This window comes from Pseudomonas sp. G3-19 (assembly GCF_054855875.1).
The window spans coordinates 867966-889423 of the sequence record NZ_JBMPIQ010000003.1 but is presented as its reverse complement, the minus strand read 5'-3'; the positions used below and the strand labels follow the sequence as shown (position 1 = coordinate 889423).

The 21458-nt window shown below is 59.4% G+C and carries 30 protein-coding genes and 2 tRNA genes; 2 read left to right on the top strand and 30 right to left on the bottom strand.

All coding sequences use genetic code 11. The features are described from left to right. Positions 1-8: 8 nt before the first annotated feature. The 30 genes from ACOYXI_RS04130 to ACOYXI_RS03985 form a co-directional block, all read right to left on the bottom strand. Complete coding sequence (locus tag ACOYXI_RS04130; protein ID WP_461674382.1) at positions 9-1505, bottom strand: hypothetical protein; 1497 nt, start codon at positions 1503-1505, stop codon at positions 9-11. A gap of 156 nt (positions 1506-1661) precedes the next feature. Beyond that, complete coding sequence (locus tag ACOYXI_RS04125; RefSeq protein WP_461674381.1) at positions 1662-2063, bottom strand: hypothetical protein; 402 nt, start codon at positions 2061-2063, stop codon at positions 1662-1664. Positions 2064-2066: 3 nt separating this feature from the next. Then, positions 2067-2474 (bottom strand): hypothetical protein, encoded by a 408-nt coding sequence (locus ACOYXI_RS04120; RefSeq protein ID WP_461674380.1) that lies wholly within the window; start codon positions 2472-2474, stop codon positions 2067-2069. 10 nt (positions 2475-2484) lie between these two features. After that, positions 2485-3627: a DUF3383 family protein gene (locus ACOYXI_RS04115; protein ID WP_461674379.1), complete on the bottom strand. Its 1143-nt coding sequence runs from the start codon at positions 3625-3627 to the stop codon at positions 2485-2487. Positions 3628-3645: 18 nt separating this feature from the next. After that, the gene (locus tag ACOYXI_RS04110) at positions 3646-4191 is read right to left on the bottom strand and encodes a phage neck terminator protein (RefSeq protein ID WP_461674378.1); all 546 of its coding nucleotides are present in this window, start codon (positions 4189-4191) and stop codon (positions 3646-3648) included. Continuing rightward, complete coding sequence (locus ACOYXI_RS04105; RefSeq protein WP_242209176.1) at positions 4188-4559, bottom strand: hypothetical protein; 372 nt, start codon at positions 4557-4559, stop codon at positions 4188-4190. The genes ACOYXI_RS04110 and ACOYXI_RS04105 overlap by 4 nt, the downstream gene beginning before the upstream one ends. Beyond that, complete coding sequence (locus tag ACOYXI_RS04100) at positions 4556-5176, bottom strand: hypothetical protein (protein WP_461674377.1); 621 nt, start codon at positions 5174-5176, stop codon at positions 4556-4558. The genes ACOYXI_RS04105 and ACOYXI_RS04100 overlap by 4 nt, the downstream gene beginning before the upstream one ends. Continuing rightward, positions 5177-5596 (bottom strand): DUF4054 domain-containing protein, encoded by a 420-nt coding sequence (locus tag ACOYXI_RS04095; protein WP_461674376.1) that lies wholly within the window; start codon positions 5594-5596, stop codon positions 5177-5179. A gap of 39 nt (positions 5597-5635) precedes the next feature. Then, positions 5636-5971, bottom strand: coding sequence for a hypothetical protein (locus ACOYXI_RS04090; protein ID WP_461674375.1), 336 nt, complete (start codon positions 5969-5971; stop codon positions 5636-5638). 68 nt (positions 5972-6039) lie between these two features. Then, positions 6040-7068 (bottom strand): DUF2184 domain-containing protein, encoded by a 1029-nt coding sequence (locus tag ACOYXI_RS04085; protein ID WP_461674374.1) that lies wholly within the window; start codon positions 7066-7068, stop codon positions 6040-6042. Positions 7069-7073: 5 nt separating this feature from the next. Continuing rightward, positions 7074-7568, bottom strand: coding sequence for a structural cement protein Gp24 (locus ACOYXI_RS04080; protein WP_461674373.1), 495 nt, complete (start codon positions 7566-7568; stop codon positions 7074-7076). Between the two features lie 2 nt (positions 7569-7570). Then, a complete protein-coding gene (locus ACOYXI_RS04075) occupies positions 7571-8728 on the bottom strand; it encodes a DUF2213 domain-containing protein (RefSeq protein ID WP_461674372.1) in 1158 nt (385 codons plus the stop codon). Positions 8729-8753: 25 nt separating this feature from the next. Then, positions 8754-9575 carry a phage head morphogenesis protein gene (locus ACOYXI_RS04070; RefSeq protein WP_461674371.1) on the bottom strand — a complete coding sequence of 274 codons (822 nt, stop codon included), beginning with the start codon at positions 9573-9575 and terminating at the stop codon, positions 8754-8756. Then, positions 9572-10948, bottom strand: coding sequence for a DUF1073 domain-containing protein (locus tag ACOYXI_RS04065; RefSeq protein WP_461674370.1), 1377 nt, complete (start codon positions 10946-10948; stop codon positions 9572-9574). Before ACOYXI_RS04065 ends, ACOYXI_RS04070 begins: the two co-directional genes overlap by 4 nt. 16 nt (positions 10949-10964) lie before the next feature. Further along, positions 10965-12515 carry a phage terminase large subunit gene (gene terL, locus ACOYXI_RS04060; protein WP_461674369.1) on the bottom strand — a complete coding sequence of 517 codons (1551 nt, stop codon included), beginning with the start codon at positions 12513-12515 and terminating at the stop codon, positions 10965-10967. Next, on the bottom strand, positions 12515-12991 hold the full coding sequence (locus ACOYXI_RS04055) for a DUF2280 domain-containing protein (RefSeq protein ID WP_242209165.1): 477 nt from the start codon (positions 12989-12991) through the stop codon (positions 12515-12517). Before ACOYXI_RS04055 ends, terL begins: the two co-directional genes overlap by 1 nt. A gap of 31 nt (positions 12992-13022) precedes the next feature. Next, entirely contained in the window at positions 13023-13637 is a 615-nt protein-coding gene (locus ACOYXI_RS04050) for a putative metallopeptidase (protein ID WP_461674368.1), read from the bottom strand. A gap of 53 nt (positions 13638-13690) precedes the next feature. Beyond that, positions 13691-14038 (bottom strand): hypothetical protein, encoded by a 348-nt coding sequence (locus ACOYXI_RS04045; protein ID WP_461674367.1) that lies wholly within the window; start codon positions 14036-14038, stop codon positions 13691-13693. Next, positions 14035-14373, bottom strand: a complete 339-nt coding sequence (locus ACOYXI_RS04040; protein WP_097090027.1) for an MFS transporter — start codon at positions 14371-14373, stop codon at positions 14035-14037. The genes ACOYXI_RS04045 and ACOYXI_RS04040 overlap by 4 nt, the downstream gene beginning before the upstream one ends. A 323-nt stretch (positions 14374-14696) precedes the next feature. Further along, a tRNA-Asn gene (locus ACOYXI_RS04035) sits at positions 14697-14772 on the bottom strand. A gap of 3 nt (positions 14773-14775) precedes the next feature. Next, positions 14776-14851: transfer RNA gene (locus ACOYXI_RS04030), tRNA-Thr, on the bottom strand. A 126-nt stretch (positions 14852-14977) separates the two neighbouring features. Beyond that, positions 14978-15559, bottom strand: a complete 582-nt coding sequence (locus ACOYXI_RS04025; RefSeq protein WP_461674366.1) for a hypothetical protein — start codon at positions 15557-15559, stop codon at positions 14978-14980. Continuing rightward, positions 15556-16170, bottom strand: a complete 615-nt coding sequence (locus ACOYXI_RS04020; RefSeq protein WP_461674365.1) for a recombination protein NinG — start codon at positions 16168-16170, stop codon at positions 15556-15558. Before ACOYXI_RS04020 ends, ACOYXI_RS04025 begins: the two co-directional genes overlap by 4 nt. After that, positions 16170-16568 (bottom strand): recombination protein NinB, encoded by a 399-nt coding sequence (locus tag ACOYXI_RS04015; protein WP_461674364.1) that lies wholly within the window; start codon positions 16566-16568, stop codon positions 16170-16172. The genes ACOYXI_RS04020 and ACOYXI_RS04015 overlap by 1 nt, the downstream gene beginning before the upstream one ends. 192 nt (positions 16569-16760) lie before the next feature. Beyond that, on the bottom strand, positions 16761-17567 hold the full coding sequence (locus ACOYXI_RS04010; RefSeq protein ID WP_461674363.1) for an ATP-binding protein: 807 nt from the start codon (positions 17565-17567) through the stop codon (positions 16761-16763). Next, on the bottom strand, positions 17557-18363 hold the full coding sequence (locus tag ACOYXI_RS04005) for a hypothetical protein (RefSeq protein ID WP_461675540.1): 807 nt from the start codon (positions 18361-18363) through the stop codon (positions 17557-17559). Before ACOYXI_RS04005 ends, ACOYXI_RS04010 begins: the two co-directional genes overlap by 11 nt. Next, positions 18363-19091, bottom strand: coding sequence for a Rha family transcriptional regulator (locus ACOYXI_RS04000; protein WP_460062413.1), 729 nt, complete (start codon positions 19089-19091; stop codon positions 18363-18365). Before ACOYXI_RS04000 ends, ACOYXI_RS04005 begins: the two co-directional genes overlap by 1 nt. Positions 19092-19261: 170 nt before the next feature. Then, positions 19262-19504 (bottom strand): hypothetical protein, encoded by a 243-nt coding sequence (locus tag ACOYXI_RS03995; protein WP_461674362.1) that lies wholly within the window; start codon positions 19502-19504, stop codon positions 19262-19264. Between the two features lie 18 nt (positions 19505-19522). Further along, a complete protein-coding gene (locus ACOYXI_RS03990; protein ID WP_150052257.1) occupies positions 19523-19717 on the bottom strand; it encodes a hypothetical protein in 195 nt (64 codons plus the stop codon). A 32-nt stretch (positions 19718-19749) separates the two neighbouring features. Beyond that, positions 19750-19965, bottom strand: coding sequence for a transcriptional regulator (locus ACOYXI_RS03985; protein ID WP_083352049.1), 216 nt, complete (start codon positions 19963-19965; stop codon positions 19750-19752). 73 nt (positions 19966-20038) lie between these two features. On the opposite strand from ACOYXI_RS03985, the gene ACOYXI_RS03980 reads away from it, so the two are divergent. Together ACOYXI_RS03980 and ACOYXI_RS03975 are read left to right on the top strand one after the other, a co-directional pair. Further along, on the top strand, positions 20039-20797 hold the full coding sequence (locus tag ACOYXI_RS03980) for an XRE family transcriptional regulator (RefSeq protein WP_461674361.1): 759 nt from the start codon (positions 20039-20041) through the stop codon (positions 20795-20797). A 16-nt stretch (positions 20798-20813) separates the two neighbouring features. Further along, on the top strand, positions 20814-21191 hold the full coding sequence (locus ACOYXI_RS03975; protein WP_461674360.1) for a zinc ribbon domain-containing protein: 378 nt from the start codon (positions 20814-20816) through the stop codon (positions 21189-21191). Positions 21192-21458: the final 267 nt, after the last annotated feature.

Here is a 21458-nt window from a genome sequence, read left to right as displayed (position 1 = left end):
GCTCAAGGCTATCGCTCCGTAGTGGTCCTCAGGTCGCCCAAGGTTTCGTAATTCTGCCGCTCGTTGACCTGAGTGATCTTGGTCTCCAGCGCCTGACCATCAAGCTGGACGGTAATACCGAGCTGGTTTTGCACCTTGATTGGCGTCTTGCTGAGTGCGCCGGCGAATGCTTCGGCATTTGCTTGGCGATCATCTTCTACTGTTGATTCGCTTGCTGGCGGCATGATGTCTGCCGCTGTTCTACCGCCAAGCACGTCGTCAACATGGCGCCCAGGCTCTTCTGACGGGAGTGGCAAGCCGGTATATCCAGAATCCTCATCGGATTGCGGATGGCTGTACGTCTGAGGACTTTGGTTGTCGACGTTCGGGGCAGCCTTCGATGGCTGAGCGTCATCAGTCGAGACGATATCCTGTTGAACGCTGGACGAACTGGTGACGCCGGGATTTCCGCCGAACATCAACTCCATTGGGCCCTTGATCCTTTCGAGCCCGGTCATGCTCTTCAGGATCTCGTCGAATTTTCTCGATGCGGCCGAATAGCCTGGAACGTATTCATCAAGAGTCCGGTTTACAACGTTTGCGCCGATAGCAGATCCAGTAAGCGCCACGCCAGCGGTGCCGGTCTTGCTTACTGCGCCGCCGACGGTGTTGAGCCCAAGCTTCGCGGCAGTTGCGCCAACTACCGCCGCCGTTGCCGATGCGCCAAGCGCGGCCGTGGCCTCAGGGTTTTCAGCTGAGTAGTCAATTGCCTTGCTGATCTGCGGACGGTATTCCTTGAGGAAGTTGTTCACTGCATCGCCTGCACCGATCAGGCTTGGTAGGAACTTGTCAGCAAGCTCGTTTTTGATGCCCTCGATGATCAGCCCGAACTCGCTCGAGTTCTCCGCGAGCTTTCGCGCATTGTCGGTCAACTGATCGACTGGCCCAGTCAGATCGCCGGCCTTCTTCATCGATGCGTCGAGCTGATCAACGCCCCCTGCGAGGGAGCGGAAAACCGCATCTGACAAGCCTAGCGAGCTCTGAACAACGGATCGCTGACCCTCGTCGAGCCGGGGGATCATCTCCGCCAGCGCGCGCATGAACTCCTCGCCAGTTTTCGTTTCGTAAAGAGTGCTGACGTCGAGACCGGCCATGGCCAGATCATTGATCGGCCCCGCATCACCTTTCAGTCGCAGATTGTTCTGGATTTCTTCGAAGCGCTTGAGGGTTTCAACGGCGTCGGCCGCATCCCCGCCCATCAGTTTGATGGCGTTACCGTAGTTGTAGACGGCGGCCTGAGAGGTGCGCAGGTTTTGCGTCGACATGGCCAGCTTGTCGACGTTGTTGGCCACTCCAACAATCGATGCGGCGGCAGTTCCGAAAGCGCCAACCAGTGCAGCAGAGATTCCCAGCGCGCCAGACTTTATTCCGTTCAGGCTGGCGTTGATCTTTTTGTCGCCGGCTTCCAGCGCCTTCGTGTCATAGCCGATGCCAATCAGGAACGACTTCAGTACCTTGCTAGCCATTCTTCGCGGCCTCGTATTGGTCGAACAGTTCGTCCATGGCTTGGTTGAAGCGCTCGACATCAGCGATCGATAGCGACCCGTCGGCGAGTTGCGACCACGTACAGAGTGGCGGGCAGATGCCCACAATCCCAACGCAGGGCCGCATCAAGAACCAATTTACGGCGCTACGCTTTCCATGCCCGGCTGCCTTGGGCTTTTTTCGCCGCTTGGCAGCCAGTCGAAAAAATCGGAGAGATTCCAGCGCAGTAGCTCAGCCAAGAGCTGGTTGTACTGCACCATCTTGCCGCCAAAGTCGGAAACGGTGACCGCGCGCTCAGTTCCGTTGATGAATACCCGGGTCATGAGCATCTGCGTGACCTGCGCCTTCACGTCCTGACGCATCGACATGAACATGGCGCTCAACACCTTGTCATCAATCTCTAGACCTGCGCCGGCAGCCGTGGCGAATCGCTCAAGCACGGCAGCGGACAGCAAGGACATCAGACGGTCTTGATCGACAGCGCTGGCCATGGCGGCGTTGTACTGCACGCCGCCGATGGTGAATGCTTTCACGCTCATCTATCAGCCCCTTGTTGCTTCCCAAATGTTGAATTGCATCGTGAACTGGTCGTCCGTGATGGTGGAACCAGCCCGTCCGCGCTGACCATCGTTCACCAGCACTCCTTCCGATCCAAGCGCAGTTTCCAGCGTTCCGATCTGGGTGAAGGTCAGTGTGATGTTGGCGTTCGAGTTCAGCAGGCCTTGCACGTAGGCGGAGTCTGCAGAGCCGGGGTTCAGGTATACGTTCACCTCGCGCCCGGGATTGATTCGGTCGAGGCGGACAGCATTCCCGCCCTGCCCTCGGCGCAGTTGGCTGCGCGGATCGATTGGCGCGTCCGTGTACGGGGTTGCGGTCTCGCCCCAGTCCTGGATCTGCCGGCCGTTGATGGTGACGACGCACAGGTCTGTCGAGAAGTTATTCAGGCTCATGGATCACCTATCAATAGACGTCGAGATCGACATCGACAATGTGGATGGCGCCGGCGCGGAACAGGCGAATTCTCAAAGGAGCAGCCTTGCGGGCATTACGATCGGCCTCAGACAGATCGAGAATGTCCTCAGGCTTTGTCAGGATCTCGAAGCCGGAGGTGTACTTCTCAAGACCATCGTCCGGATCAATGTAATTGCGCGGGCCGAGGTAGCCGTTGCCGATATAGCCCTGCGAGAACGATCTCGCCGCACCAATCAAAACGGCTTCGCCTGCCGGGGTTTGCCGCAACTTGGTCGGCTGGTTCGCATTTGCGTTGTACAGCGCCGTGGTCAACCCGTTGATGTAGGCATCCAGGTTCACCACATCGTCAATGAATTCGCCGTAGGTGCTGTGCGTGACGGTGTTGATCCAGCGCCCAGAATCAACCGACCCTTGATTGTCGACGACGGTGTAGAAGATCGCTTTCTTGGTGGCACTCTGCATCGCGGCGTATGCAGTACCGGTCAGCGATTCCGCCGGCACTCCTGGAGATTTTTTGAACTCACCGGTGATGGTCGAGTTGTCAGCACTGTAGTTGACGGCTGCGAAATGCTTGGCCAGTGCCGAACCAGAATATGGATCGGTGGCGTGCGCGGCGGTGTAAACGTGGCGGAAACCGGCGGTCGTCAGTTGAGTGGCGATATCGTCAGTGTCGGCCGGGTCGCGAATCTCGGTTGCCGACGCGCCGGTCTGATTATTGATGAGCATGCTGGTGTTGTCTTCGCACCATTGGGCGATCGCCAGCACATCAGCCTTGACCGCTAGAATCGGCGCGGTCCACATCGTCCAGTACCACCACAGCAGATTCCTGGCTTTGTTGAGGGTGGCGTCGCGTGTCGCATCGGCTGTAGCCACACCATAAACCCTCAGTTCGCGGGTAGCAGGCGTGCCGCCGAGCCAGCGCTGTGCTGCCTTGTATGTCTCGGTGGTATCAGCGAAATCCTCTGACAGCGCAGGGAGGCTGAAATACGTCCGGTACGTGTCCGGCGAAAAGCCAACCGGAAGCTCAAGTTGAGGCGCGAACAGCATGGCGCTGGCAAAGTTCGCATTGCCCAGGCCTGCCGGGCTGATCCGGGCATTAATCCGGATGATGTTGGTAGCTGGATAGCTCACTGTGCTAGCTCCAATGGGTTATGTGGGGTCGAATTCCACGATGAAAGTGTCGAGGACCTGGGCTTTTTCGTTCTGAAGGGCGACTTCTACGCTCAGGATGTTGTTGATCTCGGCCACGCTGATCGCCTCGTACATCAGGCGAACGGTGATCTGTGCGCGCTGCTCGAAGTTGGCCGATTGCAGACTGGTCAGGTTGTTGACGCCGTCGGCGCTGTTCCAGCCGATCTTGGACTTGAACAACATCATGCTGATGTCTGGCCGCTTATTGGCCTGCTTCAGGCGCTCGGCATACATCAGCGCTTCACCGCGATAGAAGTTGATGCTGGCCGAACACATGATTTGCGCGCGAACTTCGGTCTCGACTTTGTCGTCGGGGATGTCACGCGACTTGATATTCGCCTGGCCGCGCTCGCCGACGTATTGCCGCGGCGTGATGGTCGCGTATTCACCCTTTGGTGCTGGCATGCTTCCGGGGCCTGCCTGATCAGCAAGAACGCACTCAGGCACGCCGGTCGCCAGCATCACAATCGGACGGAGCTTCTTGAACAGTTCTTCGTTGGTCATGCCGGGCCGCCTGACTGGTCGTCGATTCTGGAGACAATGACCTTGCAGTAGTTACGCCAGTGGCGGTTGTCGCATTTGACGGCCTTCCACTGCTGCCCCAGAAATTCCCACGTTCCGGTCTGATCAATCAGCTGCATATCGCCCTGGTTGATGTAGATCCGCCGCGCGTCGACGATCCGCTCGCCACCCTGTCGAAGGAAATCAACTTCCCTGTCGCTGGCTGGCTGGATGTTCACGATGTACTGGGTGGTGCTTGGGGTGCCGGGCACCCAAATTCCTTCTACCCAGTCACCACCGGTATCAACCGTGCGGCTTGCTTCGACGCTGGCGAAGACCTGGTCGATCTGGCCTTCCATATTCAGGCTCATTCAAGACCCTCCGTAACCGGCCCGATTGAGACCTTGTGTGTGACTGATTGGCGCATGGCGCCGGAGTCGATGAGAGGGTTGCTGCTGCCTTTCTTGCGAATGGTTGAAGCAGCGTTCGGAGGTGTTTTCAGATCGGTCATGTAGACCTTCACTGCGGCAGCCGCGACGAGTCCTACAGTCTCGAGGATCTGATCCATCGACTGTCCGGCCTCCATGCCATCCTGAATGGTCAGCAGCACTTCCGGTGTGGCGCTCGCAACTCCAGGCTCAAGCCATGGCCTTGCCGGGATGCTGATCTTGTGCGGGCCAGTTACGCCGAGTTCGGCAAATCCTTTCCCGGGAGCAAGGAAGCTGACCCTTCCGGTCGAGCGGCCCGCCACGTAGGCGTCAGCCGCTTCTGCTGTTGCGTATCCATAACGCGTGCCACCAGGGTGATCGATATCGGCGCCAAACTCATGCGTGGCGCCAAGCCCGGCCATGGTGATGTCGCCCGACTCGACGTTTCCGGCTTCTTCGTGAATGCCGATCGTCACGACCTTGTCGGACTTTAGTGCACTCAGCTCTTTCGCGAGCTCGTCCTGCAGCTCCTGAAGGCCGTGAATGGTGAGATCGATCATTCAAACCGCCTTGGCGCCCATGCCGGCGCGCTTCTTGAGCCGGTAGAACTGCTGCCCGTAGTTGGTGTAGGTCAGCCAGTCGGTACCGGCGTCCATCATCTGCGGGACTCGGTAACTGATTGACTCATCACCGACAGACTTCTCGGCCACGTTGAGCCGGGCCTCCGGGTTCGGATTGCCGCCGGCACCGAGCGACCCGAAATTCGTCGACAGCCAGTGCGCGGCGTAGTACTTCATGCCGCGCCATTTAAAGTTGCAGCAGGTGAGCTCAAGCGCGCCCCAGCGCGATGATCCTGTCTCGGTCCCCGCTTCGCACAGGGCCTCAGTAACGACTTCATCAGGCCACTTTGTCGCATCGACGAACGCCTTCATCAGCGGATCGGCGCGAAATGCCGCGATCATTTCCGGAGTGATTTGCATGCGTTCACCTTGAATGGGTGGGCGCCAGGCGCCCGGGTGTTACACGGCAGGCTGAGCCTTGGCGATTTCTTTGCGCAGGCGTGCCTCTTTCCATACAGGATTCACCTCGATGCCGAGGCCAGCGGCCTCTTCTTGAAGCTGGGCGATGATGGCATCGCTGTCGTCGTCGCCCTCATCGTCGTCGCCGAGCTCGTCAGCGCCAACGCGGCGCAGGTCGCCGTTCTTCAGCAAAGCTTTGACGAAATCGATCTTGGCCACCGCGTCAGGAACTTCAACCGCAGGGTTTTCACCCGGCAGGATTGGGTAGCTGGTTTCTTTGTCGCCCACCAGGTGGTTGATGGTGATCAGTCGTGCTGCTTCGTTCTTCAGGAACATGTCGAATCCTCGCCCGGAATCATTGGCCGCCGCCCCGGGCAGAGCGGAGGCAGCCAAGGATCGGGTGGTTAGAACTGGTCGCGGTACGCGCCAGAGAACGGGTAGCGGAATTCAACGCCGCTGATCTTGTACTCGCAGGGCACATTGACCTTCAGATTCCACATCTGCGGAGCCAGGGAGCGCCACGGGATCGGCACCTGCATGCCCAGGTTCTCGTCGTTCAGTTCGTAAGCGACGATGCGGTCCTTGTTGCCGTTGGACACGCCGGCGGCTGCCAACTGGGCAGCAGACAGCTGCAGGCGGCTGAAGATATTGATCGGGCGACCGGTCAGCGCGGTGAACTGGTTGTTGGTGCGGAAGTACTCGAGGATCGTCTTGTCGGTGATGGTGCCCATCCGCTTGTTCGAGATGAACGCGAAGCGGGCAGCATCCAGGATGATCGTGTCGGGGACGTGAACGGTGGCCGAGTTGATGTAGACATCAACCAGGATCTTGTTCAGGTCGGCGACGATCTGGTCACCCGTGGTCGCGGCGTTGTACCAGTCGAGAGTGGAGTTCGACAGCGCCAGGTTGGGGTTGTTGAACAGCCCAGTCATGCCGCGAGCTGCGTCACCGAAGTACGCCACACGCTGGGTATGCTCTTGGGCACCACGGAAAGCCAGACGGGCTTTGGTGGTATCCAGCGGGATTCGCAGCTGTTGCGACTTGCGCAGTTCGTCCAGGCTGTAGCTGTACTTGTTGCCCGCGTAGCCGATCGGCACAACCGATTTGTTCGCGTTTACCGTCACATCTGGCAGGTCGTCAGCGCTGGCGCCGATGAACTTGCCGATGGTCACGCCGTCGTAGCTGATGTAGTCCCACTGATCTACCCACTCAGGCAGAGAGGTGTCGACCGGGATCAGCTCCATGTAGTTGATCGCGGCGTACTTGGCCTCGTAAATACGAGATTCCAAACTCGCCAGCTGGCTGATGTAGAACGCCAGGCCGTCATCGAGGGTCGGCAGACCGTCGTTGAAGGTCACTTGGTACGCATCGCGGCCGATCTGGTGCGCGATAGCGGCATCGATGGCTACGACGATTTTTTTAAGCTGAGTCATGTCGATTAGCCCCCGACCTTGAGAGAAATTTTAGCCAGTGCGCCGGCGCCGGCGGAACTGACCCATTTGGCGTCCGGGATCAGGACGGCCAGCGTTGCGGCGGCGCCGATCACGTTCGAGAACTGTCCTTGGTTGGTGCCAGTGCCGTCGCCGACAACCAGATAGACTGGGTCATCCTTGGCAACCGCCACGCGAGCAGTAACCCAGATAGGCGCCACGGTCTCGACGGTCATGTCGCGCTTGGCGACCGCGCCGAATACATCGCTCTGCGTGTAGGCGCGGTTCAGTTCGCGCTTCACGACGCCGATGAACTGGGCTGCGGTCGATGCAGCGACCGGCAGTTTTGCGCCGTCGTCACCGTCGCTCACAACACCCAGGCCGTACGCGATGTTCGCGGTGCCTTTGTTGACTTTGGAGACGCCGTTGGACACTTCGCCGTCAGCGACCATGCCCGCGTACGCGACGCCGTGGTTGATTGCGTTACCACCGATAACTGGCATGGTTAGGCTCCTTTCTGTTTGTGGGCGCCGGACAAGCTTTGCTTGTGCGCCTGGTACGGGGTAGGTGCGGCGTCGGTGGTTGCGGCGGTAGTTGCGCCGTCTTTAGCCAACTGCATGAACTGAGCGAAGAGCGCGGCGGTGTCACCGGTGGCCGGCTTCGGCTTCTTGTTGCCGTTCTCGTCTTTGTCGTCTTCTTCCTCGTCCTTGTCGGACTCAGCGTCGAAGGCGGCTTCAACGTAGCCGGCGGACTTGTCCGACCAGTCGCGCTTAGGCAGGGCCACAGCCAGTGCGGCGCGCTTGATCTCGATCACGTCGAGGCTATCGCAGGTGAATTCGTCGCCGGCGACCTTGCGGGCAAGGGCCTGGGCTGAGCTGATGGCTTTGACGCGTTCGCCGATTGCGACATCGCCGGAAGCTTTGCGGGCCTCGACCAAGTCTTCAGCAGCCTTGTCAGCGGTTGCCTGGGCCTTATCAGCCTTGGTTTCCGCATCAGTGGCACGCTTCAACAGTCGGTCGAACGAGTCGGCGACCACTTGGGCGTTCGCAGGATCAGCAACATCAACGCTGCGCCCGCTATCGGTGGTGATAAGTACAGGCATTGTGTTGCCTCCTGGGTTGTGGTCAAAAACGCGGGCATTGGCGCCCGCCCTTGCTCGGTCAACGATCGCAACGTGGTTGATTCGGATTTCACGCTGGATGTATTCGTACGCCTGGCCGTCCTCAGTGACGCCCGGCGCTTCGTCGTAAATCGCGGTGTAGCCGGCGGAGATTTCGCACTTGCCGGCATTGATGTCGGTGATGGTCTTCTGGTCTTTGACGATCAGGTCGGCAGCGACAAAGTCGCCATCTTGTCGTCCAGGCCCGCGCACCACGCCGACGGCGACGCCTTTGTAGGTCAGCGCAGTGACCAACTCTTTCGGGTGGTCATTGGTGATGTCACTGGCGTCGTAGGTGTTCAGCGAGTCAGGCGCGAATACCTCTTCCGGCGGCCGGTAAACGCGGATAACGCGATTCGGATCACCGTCGAGCCCGAGCTCGCGCGACAGGTACTCCTGAATCCCGGTACGGGCAACCCGCCCCGGAACCTTCAGAAAACCCTCGTCGGTGTACTCTCGCTGGGTGATGCGATACCCAGCCCGGTCGAAAACCGTGCACTTCATGTTGCGGCCTCGCGGATTGGATGGATTAGCGGTAGACGCCTGGCGCTGTCTTGCCTGCGTCTTGGTTGGCCTTGACCTCGCGTGCGCTCACTGGGCGCGCGATGCATCGGCACTGATAGTCGGAGCCGGGCTTGATTGGCTTGCCGTCGGCACTCAGCGGCAGGTCGTCCCACCGATAAATCCCTTTGCCGTAGGCGGTGACCTTGTTGGCGATTTCGTGGTGGCGGTGCCGTACACGGCTGTCGTCGGAGTCAATCCACTGGAAGTACTCGAAGCCGGCGCCCTTCTGCTGCTTCTCAGCCAGTTCGCCGTTGATCTTCGATGTCTGGTCGCGGGCAATCATCTTGGCGCGGCGCTGGGTCACGCCGAACTGCTCTTGCAACGCCTTCTCGATGTAGCCGGGGCGCATGCCGGAGCGCATGTTCGCCATCACCAGCGTCTGCACCTCGTCGAGGTACTTGGCCGGGATGGAATTGATCAGCTGGGCGTTCTGCTGGGCCGAGGCCTTCAGGTAGTCCTGCAGCGCGCTGTTGCCGCTGTATACGTCGATGCCTGCCGACTTCTTCAGGTCTCGCTCGGACTTCTTGAGCGACGACTGAACGAACTCGCCAGCAATGCGCGCACCGGCAGCCTGAACCATCGGCGACGACCAGCGACTCACCAGCGTTGATATGGCGTTGATGATCAGGTCGGACCAGGCGTCAGTCGTGACCACCGCGTCCTGCGTGTACTCCGGCGCCAGTTGGCGAACCAGAGGCATGACCTCCTTGCTGATCGACTCCTTGACCTGCTTCACCAGCCGCTGCAGCTTGGCGTTGTACTGGATGCCGATCATGTCCATGGTCATTCAACCTTGTCGTCGTCATCCACCGGGTCATTGAACATGGTCAGGTCCTCATCAGCCTCCAGCGCGGCGATCTTGTCGTCGTCGAACTGGTAGAGCTCTTCGGCCTGCAGGCGGCGCTGGATTTGGCTGGTGGTCACAACCCCGCCGTCCTTGTAGAGCATATCGGTCTCGGCCTTGGCCTTGTTGGCAGCGGATATCTGCACGGCGTCCGGCTGTTTGTACGGATTCCAGACGTAGTTGAAGTCATCCAGCCACCGGCCGGTGGCCGAACGCACCATCACCTCATCGAGCTGGCGAAGACCGGGATCGATCTGCGTCAGGCGCTTCGATGAGAGGTGGTTGTAGTAGTTGGTGTCGTCACCCTGGCCATCATTGCCCAGGCCCTTGGCAGACTCGCCGAACAGGCGCGTCACCGGGATGCCAGCGGCACCGGCGATCCAGGTCATGAGCAGGTCAAGCACCGGCGCCACCCCGGAAAGGTCCAGGGTCTTGCGGTCGTAGGTCTCTTCGTCATCCAGCAGCGCCAGGTTGATCGAGGACTTCATCATGCTGAACAGGGCGTAGCGCGCCGTGATGGCGTCATCCTGATCGCTGGCCAGCTCATCCGAGAGGCCGACACGCTTGATGATGTCGACGTTCGCTTCTTGCATCAGCTCGGCGATGCCGTCTTTACTGGCGACCATATCCATCACGTCGTCTAGGCACTTGCGCAGTTCCGAGTCGCCCCAGCCTTGCGTCTGTGCACGCTGGCGGCGTGGCAACTTGGCTCCGGCGAACCGGGCAAAGTGCGTCCAGTGGATCATCTGGGCGCCGGCGGCGATGGTGTAGAACTCCGGCTGCAAATAGTTCGCGGCCAGGATGTTGGTTTGGTTCAGGTCCATCGCCGTCATGTCGAATCGGTCGATGACCAGCAGGCGGTAGAGGTCGCCTTTCTTGATCTTCTCCGGCTTGAGCGGCTTGGTCAGATCTTGATTGGTCAACATGAGGATGCCGGCGCCACCGTACAGGCGCGCCCAGCTGGTTGCCTCGCTCACCATAGCAGGCAGTTGCAGGCGGTCTTCCTCGGCCCGAATCACGTCCGCGTCGTCGCACTTGAGGGTTCGCCACTCGCGGGTCATGTCCTCGGCCGGGTAGTCCACGATCGCCCTGGCAAGCCAACTGGTCTGATACGCCGCGTCGAGCTGCTGGAAGTCGTTCAGGAATCCGTACTGGAACTGGTTATGCGATCGCTTTGCCTTCTGGGTGCCAAGCCCCGACACGACGTTGACCAGACCGTCACTCGACGACTTGATCTGCGCCTCGTACTTCTGAGCAGCCTTCACAAGGGCTTTGCCCAGCTTTTTGTCTGCTGGCACTAAGCCCTTCTTGCTCATGTGGTCACCGATTGGGTTATAGAAGATCGCGGATCGAGCGCTTGCCCTTGATGTAAACCTCGGACAAGGCGTCGATCATCACGTCGGTCTGGTCGTCGTACTTGTGGCTGTCGTCGGCGGTGAAGGACGCGACCTCACACACGAACTCGTAGTTTTGGCTGTCGTCGTACGGAAGGCAGACCAGCTTCGCAGCGTGAAAGCCCTGCACGTCGAGTGCGCGGGTCAGCTTGTCGCGATCACGCGGAACAGGTGTCACCTTGAGCGGTAGGCGCTTTTCCATCTCCTGGATCAGGCCGGTACCGCTCGATTTGTCCTCGACGTAGACCCGGCGCAGGATGCCGTTGGCTTTACCGTTCTTGGCCCAAGCACCCTTGACGAATGCCTCGAACTCGCGGCGCAGAGTCTTCGCATCCATCCGGCCGCGCTTCATGCTCAGCCGGTAGATGCGACCCTCGGCCACGCCCCACTCACCGAACACAGTCCAGTCGTTCCAGGTGTTGGTCTTCTGGGCGGTGTCTGCGGTGATGAAGCGGTAGTCGAACTTCTCCGGCAGCGGCAGATCGGCACCAGCATCCACGTCGCCGTAGTACTGGAAGTCATCAGCCGAGAATATCCCGCCGTCGAGCGTGTCGGGATCCTGCATGTACTGGCTGCTGAACGTGTACGGGTGAGCCGTCCGGAGCGCGATCAGGTCGTGAACGTTTTCCTTGGCTGGCCAGTACGACCAGTAGCCATCAACCTGCTCAGACCCGCACACGCTCTTGATGCAGCGCTCGCGGATGCCGTCAGGCAGGCTTTCGATGTATTCCTGATTGACCAGGGCTGGGATCTTAATGTGCAGATCGATCTTCAGGCCCATGCCGCCGGACAGCAGGAACGCGGTCGAGTCGTCGACGTGTCCGCGCTGCTGAATCGCAACGAATGGCGTGCCGCTGTGCGCCTTCCGGCTGCGCAGGGTGTTCACTAGGCGCGTGTGCGACTTACGCCGCTTGGCCTCGCTGAACAGGTCGTCGATCTTGTCCCAGTCATCCGCCTGGATGTGACCGGTATAGCCATCACCCATGTAGCCGCCACGGACACCAGTGATCTGGCCGCCACTTGAACGGCTGAACAGTTGGTGAACGCGCTTCCCATCCTTGGCCAGCGTCCAGTCGTCTACCTTGTCCTTCTCGATGTCGAAGGGGTAGAACTCGCGGAACTCGGACGACTTGACCAGGGCGCGGCTGCGCTCGCTGTTCTCGTCCACCAGATTCTTGGAGTAGCTGGTGTTGAGGATCCGCACCCGGCGGTGCTTGACCATCGTGTAGACCGGCAGGTGCACAGACCAGAATTCGGTCTTCGTGCCGCCCGGTGGAATGTTGACGACGATGTTCTGCGCTTCACCGGCAAGCATCTTGCGGGCGGCGTAGTCGAAGTAGTGGTGGTGCCAGTTGGTCCTGAAGCTGTCGCCCTGGGTAATGTTGAACCAGAGGCTGGTGAAGGCCAGAGGGCTATGCTCGCCAGCCGCGATCAAGGCGGCACGCTCGTCAACGGAAAGCGTGTCCCACTCGATCGGTTTGATAGCCATCAGTCAACCAGCTTGTCTACCAGGGCCTTAACGAGGGCCGCATCTACTCCGGTTGGCACCGCCTTGGGGCTCATCGAGCCATCAGCGGAACTCAAATCCACCTGTTGTTTGTTCGTGTATGCCCCGCCAGTCTCTTTGGCTGCCTGCTCCATGAGTTGAGCGGCCAGTGCAAGGTTCTTGATGCTTTCAGCGCGCTCAGCCATTCGGCCAAGGGCACGCAATCGGAACGCCCGGTTGGCGATCGGGATGTCGGCGGTGTCTTCGCGGAAGCGCTTTCGGGTGTCCTCGAACAACGTCACCCAGCGCTTGGCCAGGCACTTACCTGAAGTCTTTGTAGGGTCGTGCGTCTCAACCTGTTGGCGGGTGATCGTCACCCCATATTCTTTCTGGACAGACTCAACCACCTGAGAAGGCGTGTCGAAGCATGCCAGGGCCTGAACGATAAAGGCCTTCACGTCGGTTTGAAGGGCAGCCATAAATTCTCATCCGTCCAATGCCTGTCCAGAATCAGGCCGACTTGAGCAGACAGGTTCCGCAGGCCCTCGATATATTCAATTTCCCCACCTCAGCGGGATTGTTTGCAGCGTCCACCAGCTCTTGCACTTGAGGGCTCGCCCCATAGCGACGCACCACGCCGACGAACTCTTCAACGTCGTGTCCGCGCATCTCAAGCTTGGGCAGTCCTTCTTGGGTGAACGCTGGCTGACCGTACTTATCGGTCGCCTGGGCAATGTGATACAGCTCATGCTCGACCAGTGCACAAAAGTCAGCGTCTGAGCAATCCGCGCAGTAGTCGGCGGCCAGCGTGATGATGTAGGCCGGCACGTCGCCGAACCAATCCTGCATCTGCTGTTCCATCCGGGCCTTCTGCCAGCCACCAGCGCGGAACGCCACCTGTTCGGCCTGTCCCACCACCGTACGCCCCTTCTTCGTGAAGGCAGCAGACGCCCACATGACTCGCACGTCCGCATCGATCAGATGGGCGTGGTCTTCGTTGTGGATGCTGCCGGTGTCGGCGAGGATTTCGGTTTGCAGCCAATCCCATACTTCTGGAGCAGGCTTCAGGCGCATACCGACTTCGGACAAGTCGAGCAGCGATGCCGGAGGCAAAGGCCTATCCATTCACCACCTCAGTGTCGCGACACGTTTTTACGACCCGAGAAATGTGTCTCGACCTATTTGGATCGACGGTCAATCCCGCCAGGCGCCTTGTCACACCCCATGCAGTGTTCACAGTTCATGGTGCGGCATAACCACGCCTTCACCCTCTGCCACCAAATGACCATGAAGATGTGACGCATACCGGCAAGGGCCAATGAGACGTGCAATGTGATCCCGGCAGTGGTCGGGGCCATGATGAAAATGTTCTGGTCGCGACTCATCACCACGAAGCCGCTGATGGCAATCGCCGAGTAGATCAGCTTGCCGATGACACCGTCCCGCACTCGCCCGCTCAGAACACACCAGGTCGCCCACAAGGCAATCAAGCCGCAGACGATGGAGTTGATCAGTTCAAGATTCATGGTGGATTGCCTCCCCCGAACCGCTGGCGAATTAGCGCCCAGAGGTCAGCGGCTTTGATGGCTCGGTTGATGGCTGCCAGCAGCGATCCGCCGAAGGTGCCCAGCAAGAAGCCAATGCCCGCGACGATCTTTGGCTCGGTCACACCCAGATAGGTGCTGACCATGCTCGTTAGGTACAGAGAGCAGGCAATGCCGGTGACCAGGAAGATCATCCAAGCCCGCCAGTCGGCCAGGTCGTCTTTGTGCCACCAGCTTGCGACGACAGCACCGACCAATCCTGCGATCAGCAATTCAAACCTGTCGATTTTGTCGAGCAGGCGCTGCAATAACTCCATGCGCTCGACTCCGTGGGGCATGTGTTGAATCAGCCCCGTCAGCACTCCCAGCTCGGAGCAATGGGTGTGGCGGGGCCGAAAACGAAAAAGCCCCTGCAAGTGCTGAGGCCCTGAATAGGTGCGCTCGTCTTTCCGAGCTGTCGTCCAAAGGCCTTCTCAACGTCGACGCCCCTTTGCATCGATCTCGCTGATCCAGTCTCGCGCCACTCCGAAAGCAAGTGTGAGGTCAAAGTGCGCGGGCTGCCGGCGTTGATTCCGTACGTCGCACTATCCGGCTATCGACGTCCAGGCCTTCCCGAGGGCTGTCCTGGCTACAGTGTTGCTGGCTGGCACGGGAGGGCTCGAACCTCCGACCGGGCGGTTAACAGCCGCCTGCTCTACCAACTGAGCTACGCGCCAATGTGGTGCCGTCACGAGGATTCGAACCCCGGGCCATTCGCTTACAAGGCGACTGCTCTACCGCTGGAGCTATGACGGCGAATTTCAGGCAATAAAAAACCCGGCACGATGGCCGGGTTTTCTTGAATCATGAGTAAGTTGCCGGAGGCAAAACTCTAACAGTGGCGAAATCATGCCATGAGCCGCACGGGAACGCAATAGGCCCTCAAGCGGCCTCACGCATTTCGTAAATTACCGCAGCAACTGGACTCAGTGCACGGCGATCCAGATCCTCGCAGCACTCGAAAATCAGTTGCAGAACACCACCCCAATCCCGCTCCCAGTTGCACGACTCCAACCGAACCCCGTACACCTGCCACAGCCACGCCCGGAACTTCTCGGCGTTGGCGAGCGGGTCCTCATTGGCCGACTGGCCACCTTGGTGCATGTAGCGGTACCGGCTCATGACGCCCTTCACCACGTACTCCAGCTTTTCGCGCTTGGCCGCAGTCATCCGTGGCGATCTGTTTTGCACCAGCAGGAACACCACGTCTTCGGCCGCCTCGCGGATGTCGTCGCTCTGCTCGGCGGCGTACATGAAATCACCGAAGACGCGGATCTGCGGGTGAAGCCTGGCGATTGCTGACTGGATGTGACCGGCCAGGGCGCCATGGACGGCATGATTGGCCGTTGGCCCGCGCTCCGTGTTCTGCACCACCACGCCAAGCTGGACGACATCCGAGGTCTGGCCGGGGGCCGGGTTGTATTTGCAGTCATGCCAAGCCTGGCGCGCTGAGTTGATTTTCATGCTGCCTGCCCCTTTTTCAGTTCGCGGGTCTTGGCCCGGTATTCGGCCTTGATGGTTTTGATTTCTTCGACGGTGTACTTGCTGGGCTCATGAGGCCCTTCCAGCCATGCCACGGTTTCGGCGCCGATGCGCTGCACCAGCCGGATGCGGTACTCGACCGCGTTACCGGACAGATTGCGGTTGCACTTCACACACTGGCGGTGGATGTTCAGCGGCTCGAATCGCAGCTCCGGACAGGCACCGACGGATCGGTAGTGCCCAGCGTCCCAGCGGCTACCGGTCATCAGGTCGTTGTCGTTCGGCATTGAGTCGCAGCTGATGCACGGCAGATGCGCGTCACGCAGGCGCACGTACTCATTCACGGCGGTCTGGGCTTCGCGCAGGTGGTCAGCCCTGCTCTTCAGCTTCTCCTTGCGCACCTGGATCTCGCGGCGACCAATCTGGGCCAACGCCTTGCCGGCCTTCGCCTGATTGACGTCCTTGATGGCCAGACCGCACTTGTACCCACACACCGCCTGCCCGAGGCGCTGCGGGACGAATGAGTCCCCGCACGCTGGGTTCTTGCACTTCTTCGGCTTGGGCGCCTTCGACTCCTTGATGGCTACGCGCATCAGTAGCGCCCTCCCCACTTGTCCTGCTCAGTCCAACGCACGTCACGCTCGGCGCCGAAGGCATGCATCAGCTCGAACAGATCGCTGAACCACTTCTGCGACTGCTTGCGCGTCGATACGGCCATCACGACGAATCCACCGTCGAGGCCAGGCTCCGCGCGCTGCTTCTCCAGCGAGGCACTGAAGAGGCACTTCCAGTCTTCGCTGGTCAGCTTCTTGCCGTGCCAGACCACTTGTTCCGATACGTCCTTGAGCATTGCCCACATCTTCCGGTTACAGACGTCTGGGCGTTTCTCGTCCTTGATGACCACGATCTTGGGTTTGGTGAAGTCGGTGGCGTGCAGGACGCCCATCAGACGGCTGATATCGCGCTGGCTGCGGATTGCGAACTCGTTCATTGGCGATTCCTCCGAGAGTCTTCACGCATCGGCTCGGTGACAGCCTTCTCAACGGTCCAGCCATACCGAGCGATTCGGCTTTGCGCGACCTTGGGCGGAATTCCGAAGTGCTTTGCCAGTTCGAACACGGTCCCGCGAACACCTCGGACGATGTGACACTGCTCGCGCATGCTCCAAAGTTTTACGGTCATGTCAGAAACCCTCCTTGCCGCGCTGAGATTCCCAGTCGAACGGGACCACGATCATTCCGCCCTCGCGCAAGCGGTCGACGCAGCGGTCACCCATCGCAGTCGGCAATTGGCTGGCTTCGAGGTTGGAGATCACCACCGTGGGGCGCTCCTGCTCGTAACGGCCGTTGATGATTGCAAACAAGGTCGTCAGCTCGAAGTCGCTCGGCTGCTCCTTGCTCACGCCTACCTCGTCCAGCACCAGCAGATCGGGATCGATCAGGCTCGACAGAATCTCCGCCTCGCTGCGTTCGCTGTGCTTGTCGTATGTGGAGCGGATCGCCTGAAGGATTGCGCCGACAGTGCGGTACACGGCCGTGCGCGACGTGTTGTGCAGAAGCTCGTTGGCCATGCCGGCGCCGAGGTGCGTTTTCCCAGTGCCGGGCTTGCCGATCAACACCATGCAGCGCCCGGCCTTCAGGATCTCGTCAAAGATCTGCACGTAGTGCTGGCAGAACCGGAGGGCTTTACGCTGGCCTTCGTTCTCGGCCTGGTAGTTGCCCAGGGTGCGAGTGGTGAAACGCTTGGGGATCAGCGCGTCGCCCAGCTTGCGAGCGAGGGACATGCGCAGCTCCATCGCCTTGTTGGCCTTCTCGGCCGCATCGGATTTCTCGCGGGCAATACGGCTGCACTCAGGGCAATTGCTTCTGAGTTCGCGGCCCAGCACGGCATAGACCTTCTGCTCGTAGGCGCCGTGGGTTTCGCACTCTGCAGGCTGGATGCGAGTGCCCGGCGGCAGTTCTGGATTGGCTTGAACCGGCTCAGAGCGCATAGCTGCCGTCCTCCCGCTGCTTCAGTCCGGAGGTGTAATCGCGATCGGCGAAGCCGGTGTGGCGGGACTGCGGGAACGGGTGCACGTTGCTGGCGAGCTCGGGAATCTCGTCCTGCCAGCGCTTGCCGTTTAGCCACGTCGCAGGGTGCGGGATGAACTGGCCCCGCTCTTTGGTCCAGTCAGGCGTCAGAACCTGCTTGGCCAAAGCTGCGACCATCAGGTCGTACAGTGCCTGATTCACCTTGAGCTTCGCCCACGCCTTCTCGGCTTTGTCCTTCCCGACCTTGCGCGGATAGAGCTTCCAGAACTTCTGGAAAAGGTCCTCGGTCACCACCGGAGCAGGCGACGGAGAGAGGGAATCAGGAATCAGGAATCCGGAATCAAGAGAGAGGGAATCAGCCGGGAAAGAACTGTTCTTGTCTGGTGCTTGCACCGTGCTTGCACCATGCCCCTCCTCCGAAGGCTCTACAACGGGCATTTCTGGGATGACGCTCTTCGCCTCTTTCACGTGAGGGTTTTGGTGCTTCGACCAGTTCACGATCTGGATGGCCTTGAATGATCCAACGGTGTAGCGCGTGATGAACCCCAGATGATCCAGGTCGGCGAGCATCTTTTCGATGTCCACGTTGTCAGCGGGGAACAGAGCCATTTTCAGGCGGCGCGGGCGATCTTCCAGGCGCCCTTCCCGATCAGCCTCGGTCCACATGCCAATGAAAAGGAGGCGCGTTGCAAAATCTACTTCAGCCAGGTGTTCGTTCGAGAAGAACCCCGGTTTGATATTTCTGGATCTGGCCATCATGGGCGTCCTTTGCCGATAAGCACGGCAAGCTCAAGGAAGCGATCGACGTACCAGTGAGGTTGCGTCTCGCGCGGGCATTGAGGGCTGGTGAGGTTCTTGCCGTACTTGAGGCCTTTTTCAGTCACGGACCAGAAGTCGACCATCTCGTGTTTGGAGTTCTTGCGCTGGAGTTGCTTGAGGAAGCCGTGGTCGGCCAGCGCACGATTGAAAGCGGCCGGCGCGCAGCGGATGCCGCTGTCCTTTAGCAGCGCTGTGGCAGACTTGGTAGGCATCGAGGAGCCGCCGGTGGCATCGGGTGCGGCGTCGATTGCGTATCCTGGGAGGAAGCTCGACTCCAAGCCGTTGTTCTTTGCGATCTGGGCAAGCATCAGCACCTGGCTGGACGGCGCGGGCTTCAGCAGGCGCGTGAAGCATTCGAGAATTGCCAGTTCCCCCACTACCTTCGTGCCGTTGGCGAGAACAGCTTGGCGGGCGCCATCCTGCTGCTCCAGTTCACGCCAGCGGCGAATCACCTTCATCCGCATTGGCGCGCTGTAGCCGGTAAGCAGGCAATCGGTGTGTTCGCGGTCCAGCAGATACTCGATTTGTTCGCGGTTTTGGCCGTCCAAGTAGATGTGCTCAAAACTGAGTGCATCTGCCTTGAGCTCTTTTAGCATTGCGAGAATGTCGCGCTTGACGTTCGCATGGCGCTTGCCGGTTACGTTGGCGATCTCGCGAGAAGACATAGTGTGTCGCGACACGTTTTCGGAATTATAAAAAGGTGTCGCGGGCTTTTTGAGGGCCTGTACATCATGGTTAGAGGTATGCATAATCGGCCTCACAGATGCTTTTGTTGTATGCAGTAGAAGAAACCACCGGGCCTGGTGGTTTTTTTTCGCCTGCGGTTTGGGGTTTGCTACTTCTGGACTTCATCAGCGAATCCTTTTTCAGTCCCTTTTAAGTCCGGGGGCGGCTCTCGCCGAGGCACCGGAAGATTGCGCAGCTTTCCGGAGCCTTTTGGCCTGGTCTTCTCGAAGAAACGCTCTGTTCCAAGCTTTGCGGCGTACTGCTCTGGCGTCAGTCCTTCTGCTTTCGCAAGTCGCACAAGCTTTTCGTAAAGCCTTCCATCGATCCCGTGGCAGATCGTGGTTTCAGGCACAGGGCCTCCTGTAGGCCTTCAGGCCATGTGGCGTTCATCGGTAACATCGCTCTCGACGATGCTTTCCAGCTTCTCCTCCACGCACATGCGCACGAACACTGCGAGCTGCAACTTGTGAAGGCGTGCCACGGCCTTCAATGCCTCGTAGGTCTCATCGTCGTAGCGGGATTTGATTTCCCGATCCTTCAGGTGACGGCTGTCGTCGTAGGCCATAGGGGTCTTGCTCCTTGGTGAATGGAAAGTGGTTAAGCGGCTTTACTGGTTTCGTCGGGGTACAGGTCGGGGCGCAAGTCATGGCGGGATACGCCAGTTGCCTGCTCGACGGGAATTACACGCTCGGCCGGAACTCGGCCGGTGGCGCACCAGCGCTGTACGTTTTGTGGCGTACAGCCAAGGACGCGAGCGAGGGCCGACTGGCCGCCTGCTGCCTTAGCTGCACGCTCTGCTGCGTTCTGTTCCATAGCGTCCTCGTTAAACTGGTAATTACAACGCAAAGTTACAGCTTTTAAATTACAACTACAAGTGAGAATTGCAATGCTGGCTACAAGTTCGAGTTGTATTCTCGCTGTCATGACAAATACCTCTTCCCGAATCGCTGCGGCCCGCGAGGCTGCTGGGCTGAATCAGTCCGAGCTGGCGCGCAAACTTGATGTGAGCCCGCAATCCGTTCAAGCCTGGGAATCCGGGCGCACGGTCCCGAGAAACCCGAAGATCAAAATGCTGAGCGAGGTGCTTGGGGTTTCGGTTGCCTACCTGATGGGCGAGGCTGGCCCGCTCGAAAGCCAGAGTCGGACTGCCGACACTTCATTGAGCTCAATCGAAACGTGGGATGACGAAACGCCTCTCGGTGACGACGAGGTCTACGTCCCCTTCCTCAAGGAAGTAGAGTTGGCGGCGGGCACGGGGCGATTCGCGATAGAAGAAAGCGACAGCGCAAGGCTTCGTTTCTTCAAGAAGGATCTACGCAACAACGGCGTTCAATTCAGCAACGCCAAGTGCGTGACGGTGAGCGGCAACAGCATGATGCCGGTGCTGCGTGACGGCGCCACAGTGGGCGTCAACATGGGCAAAAACTCGCTCGGCGATATTGTCGACGGCGAGATGTACGCGGTGAACCATAATGGCCAGCTTCGTGTGAAGCAGGTCTACCGCACGGCCACGGGCATTAAGCTGCGGAGCTTCAACCACGACGAACACCCGGATGAAAACTACACCTTCGAGCAGATCCAAGAGCAGCAGATAGCGATTCTTGGGCATGTTTTTTGGTGGGCGATGTACTCTCGCGCAAATTGAATTCAGAGGCTTCAACATGGACGAAGCGGTAAAGGCGTGCCCCTATTGCGCAGAAACCATCAAAGCCGAGGCCATCAAGTGCAAGCACTGCGGCACCAGTCTGCTCACTGGAACAGTTAGCGGTGAACCGCCAAAGGCAGCCCGCAAGCCGATTTGGCCGTGGTTCATATTGGTGCCGTTGGTTTTATTCGGATTGCTTCTTGTGATCGGCGCTCTATCGGGGCCACCCTCTGAGAACGACCGTGATCGCCTCGCGATAGAGCTGTGCTGGAAGGACTACGATGATCCGCTGGCATCCGTGCAGACGAAGACGTTCGTGCGCGGCGCATGCCGAGGCATGGTCGACAAGTTCGAGGCGAAGCACGGCAGATCAGCAACGCTGCGCAGAGACTAAACGCCGCACATCTCAAATGAGCCCGCCAAGCGCGGGCTTTTTTACGCCTGCAGGAAACCCACCCCATGCATAACTGCAAAAATAATTACAACTCTTGCTTGCACATTACAATTTTCAGTTGTAGATTTGCCTCAACGCCAAAGCAAGAAGGCGCCAGGGCCTCAACAGACCCGCCGCTCTTTAACAACCAGCGCCATGAACGACTACCCGGCCAGTCCGGTTAGGTCACTCCCGGCTCCATCGGTGGGAGGTCAGTAAACCGATGAA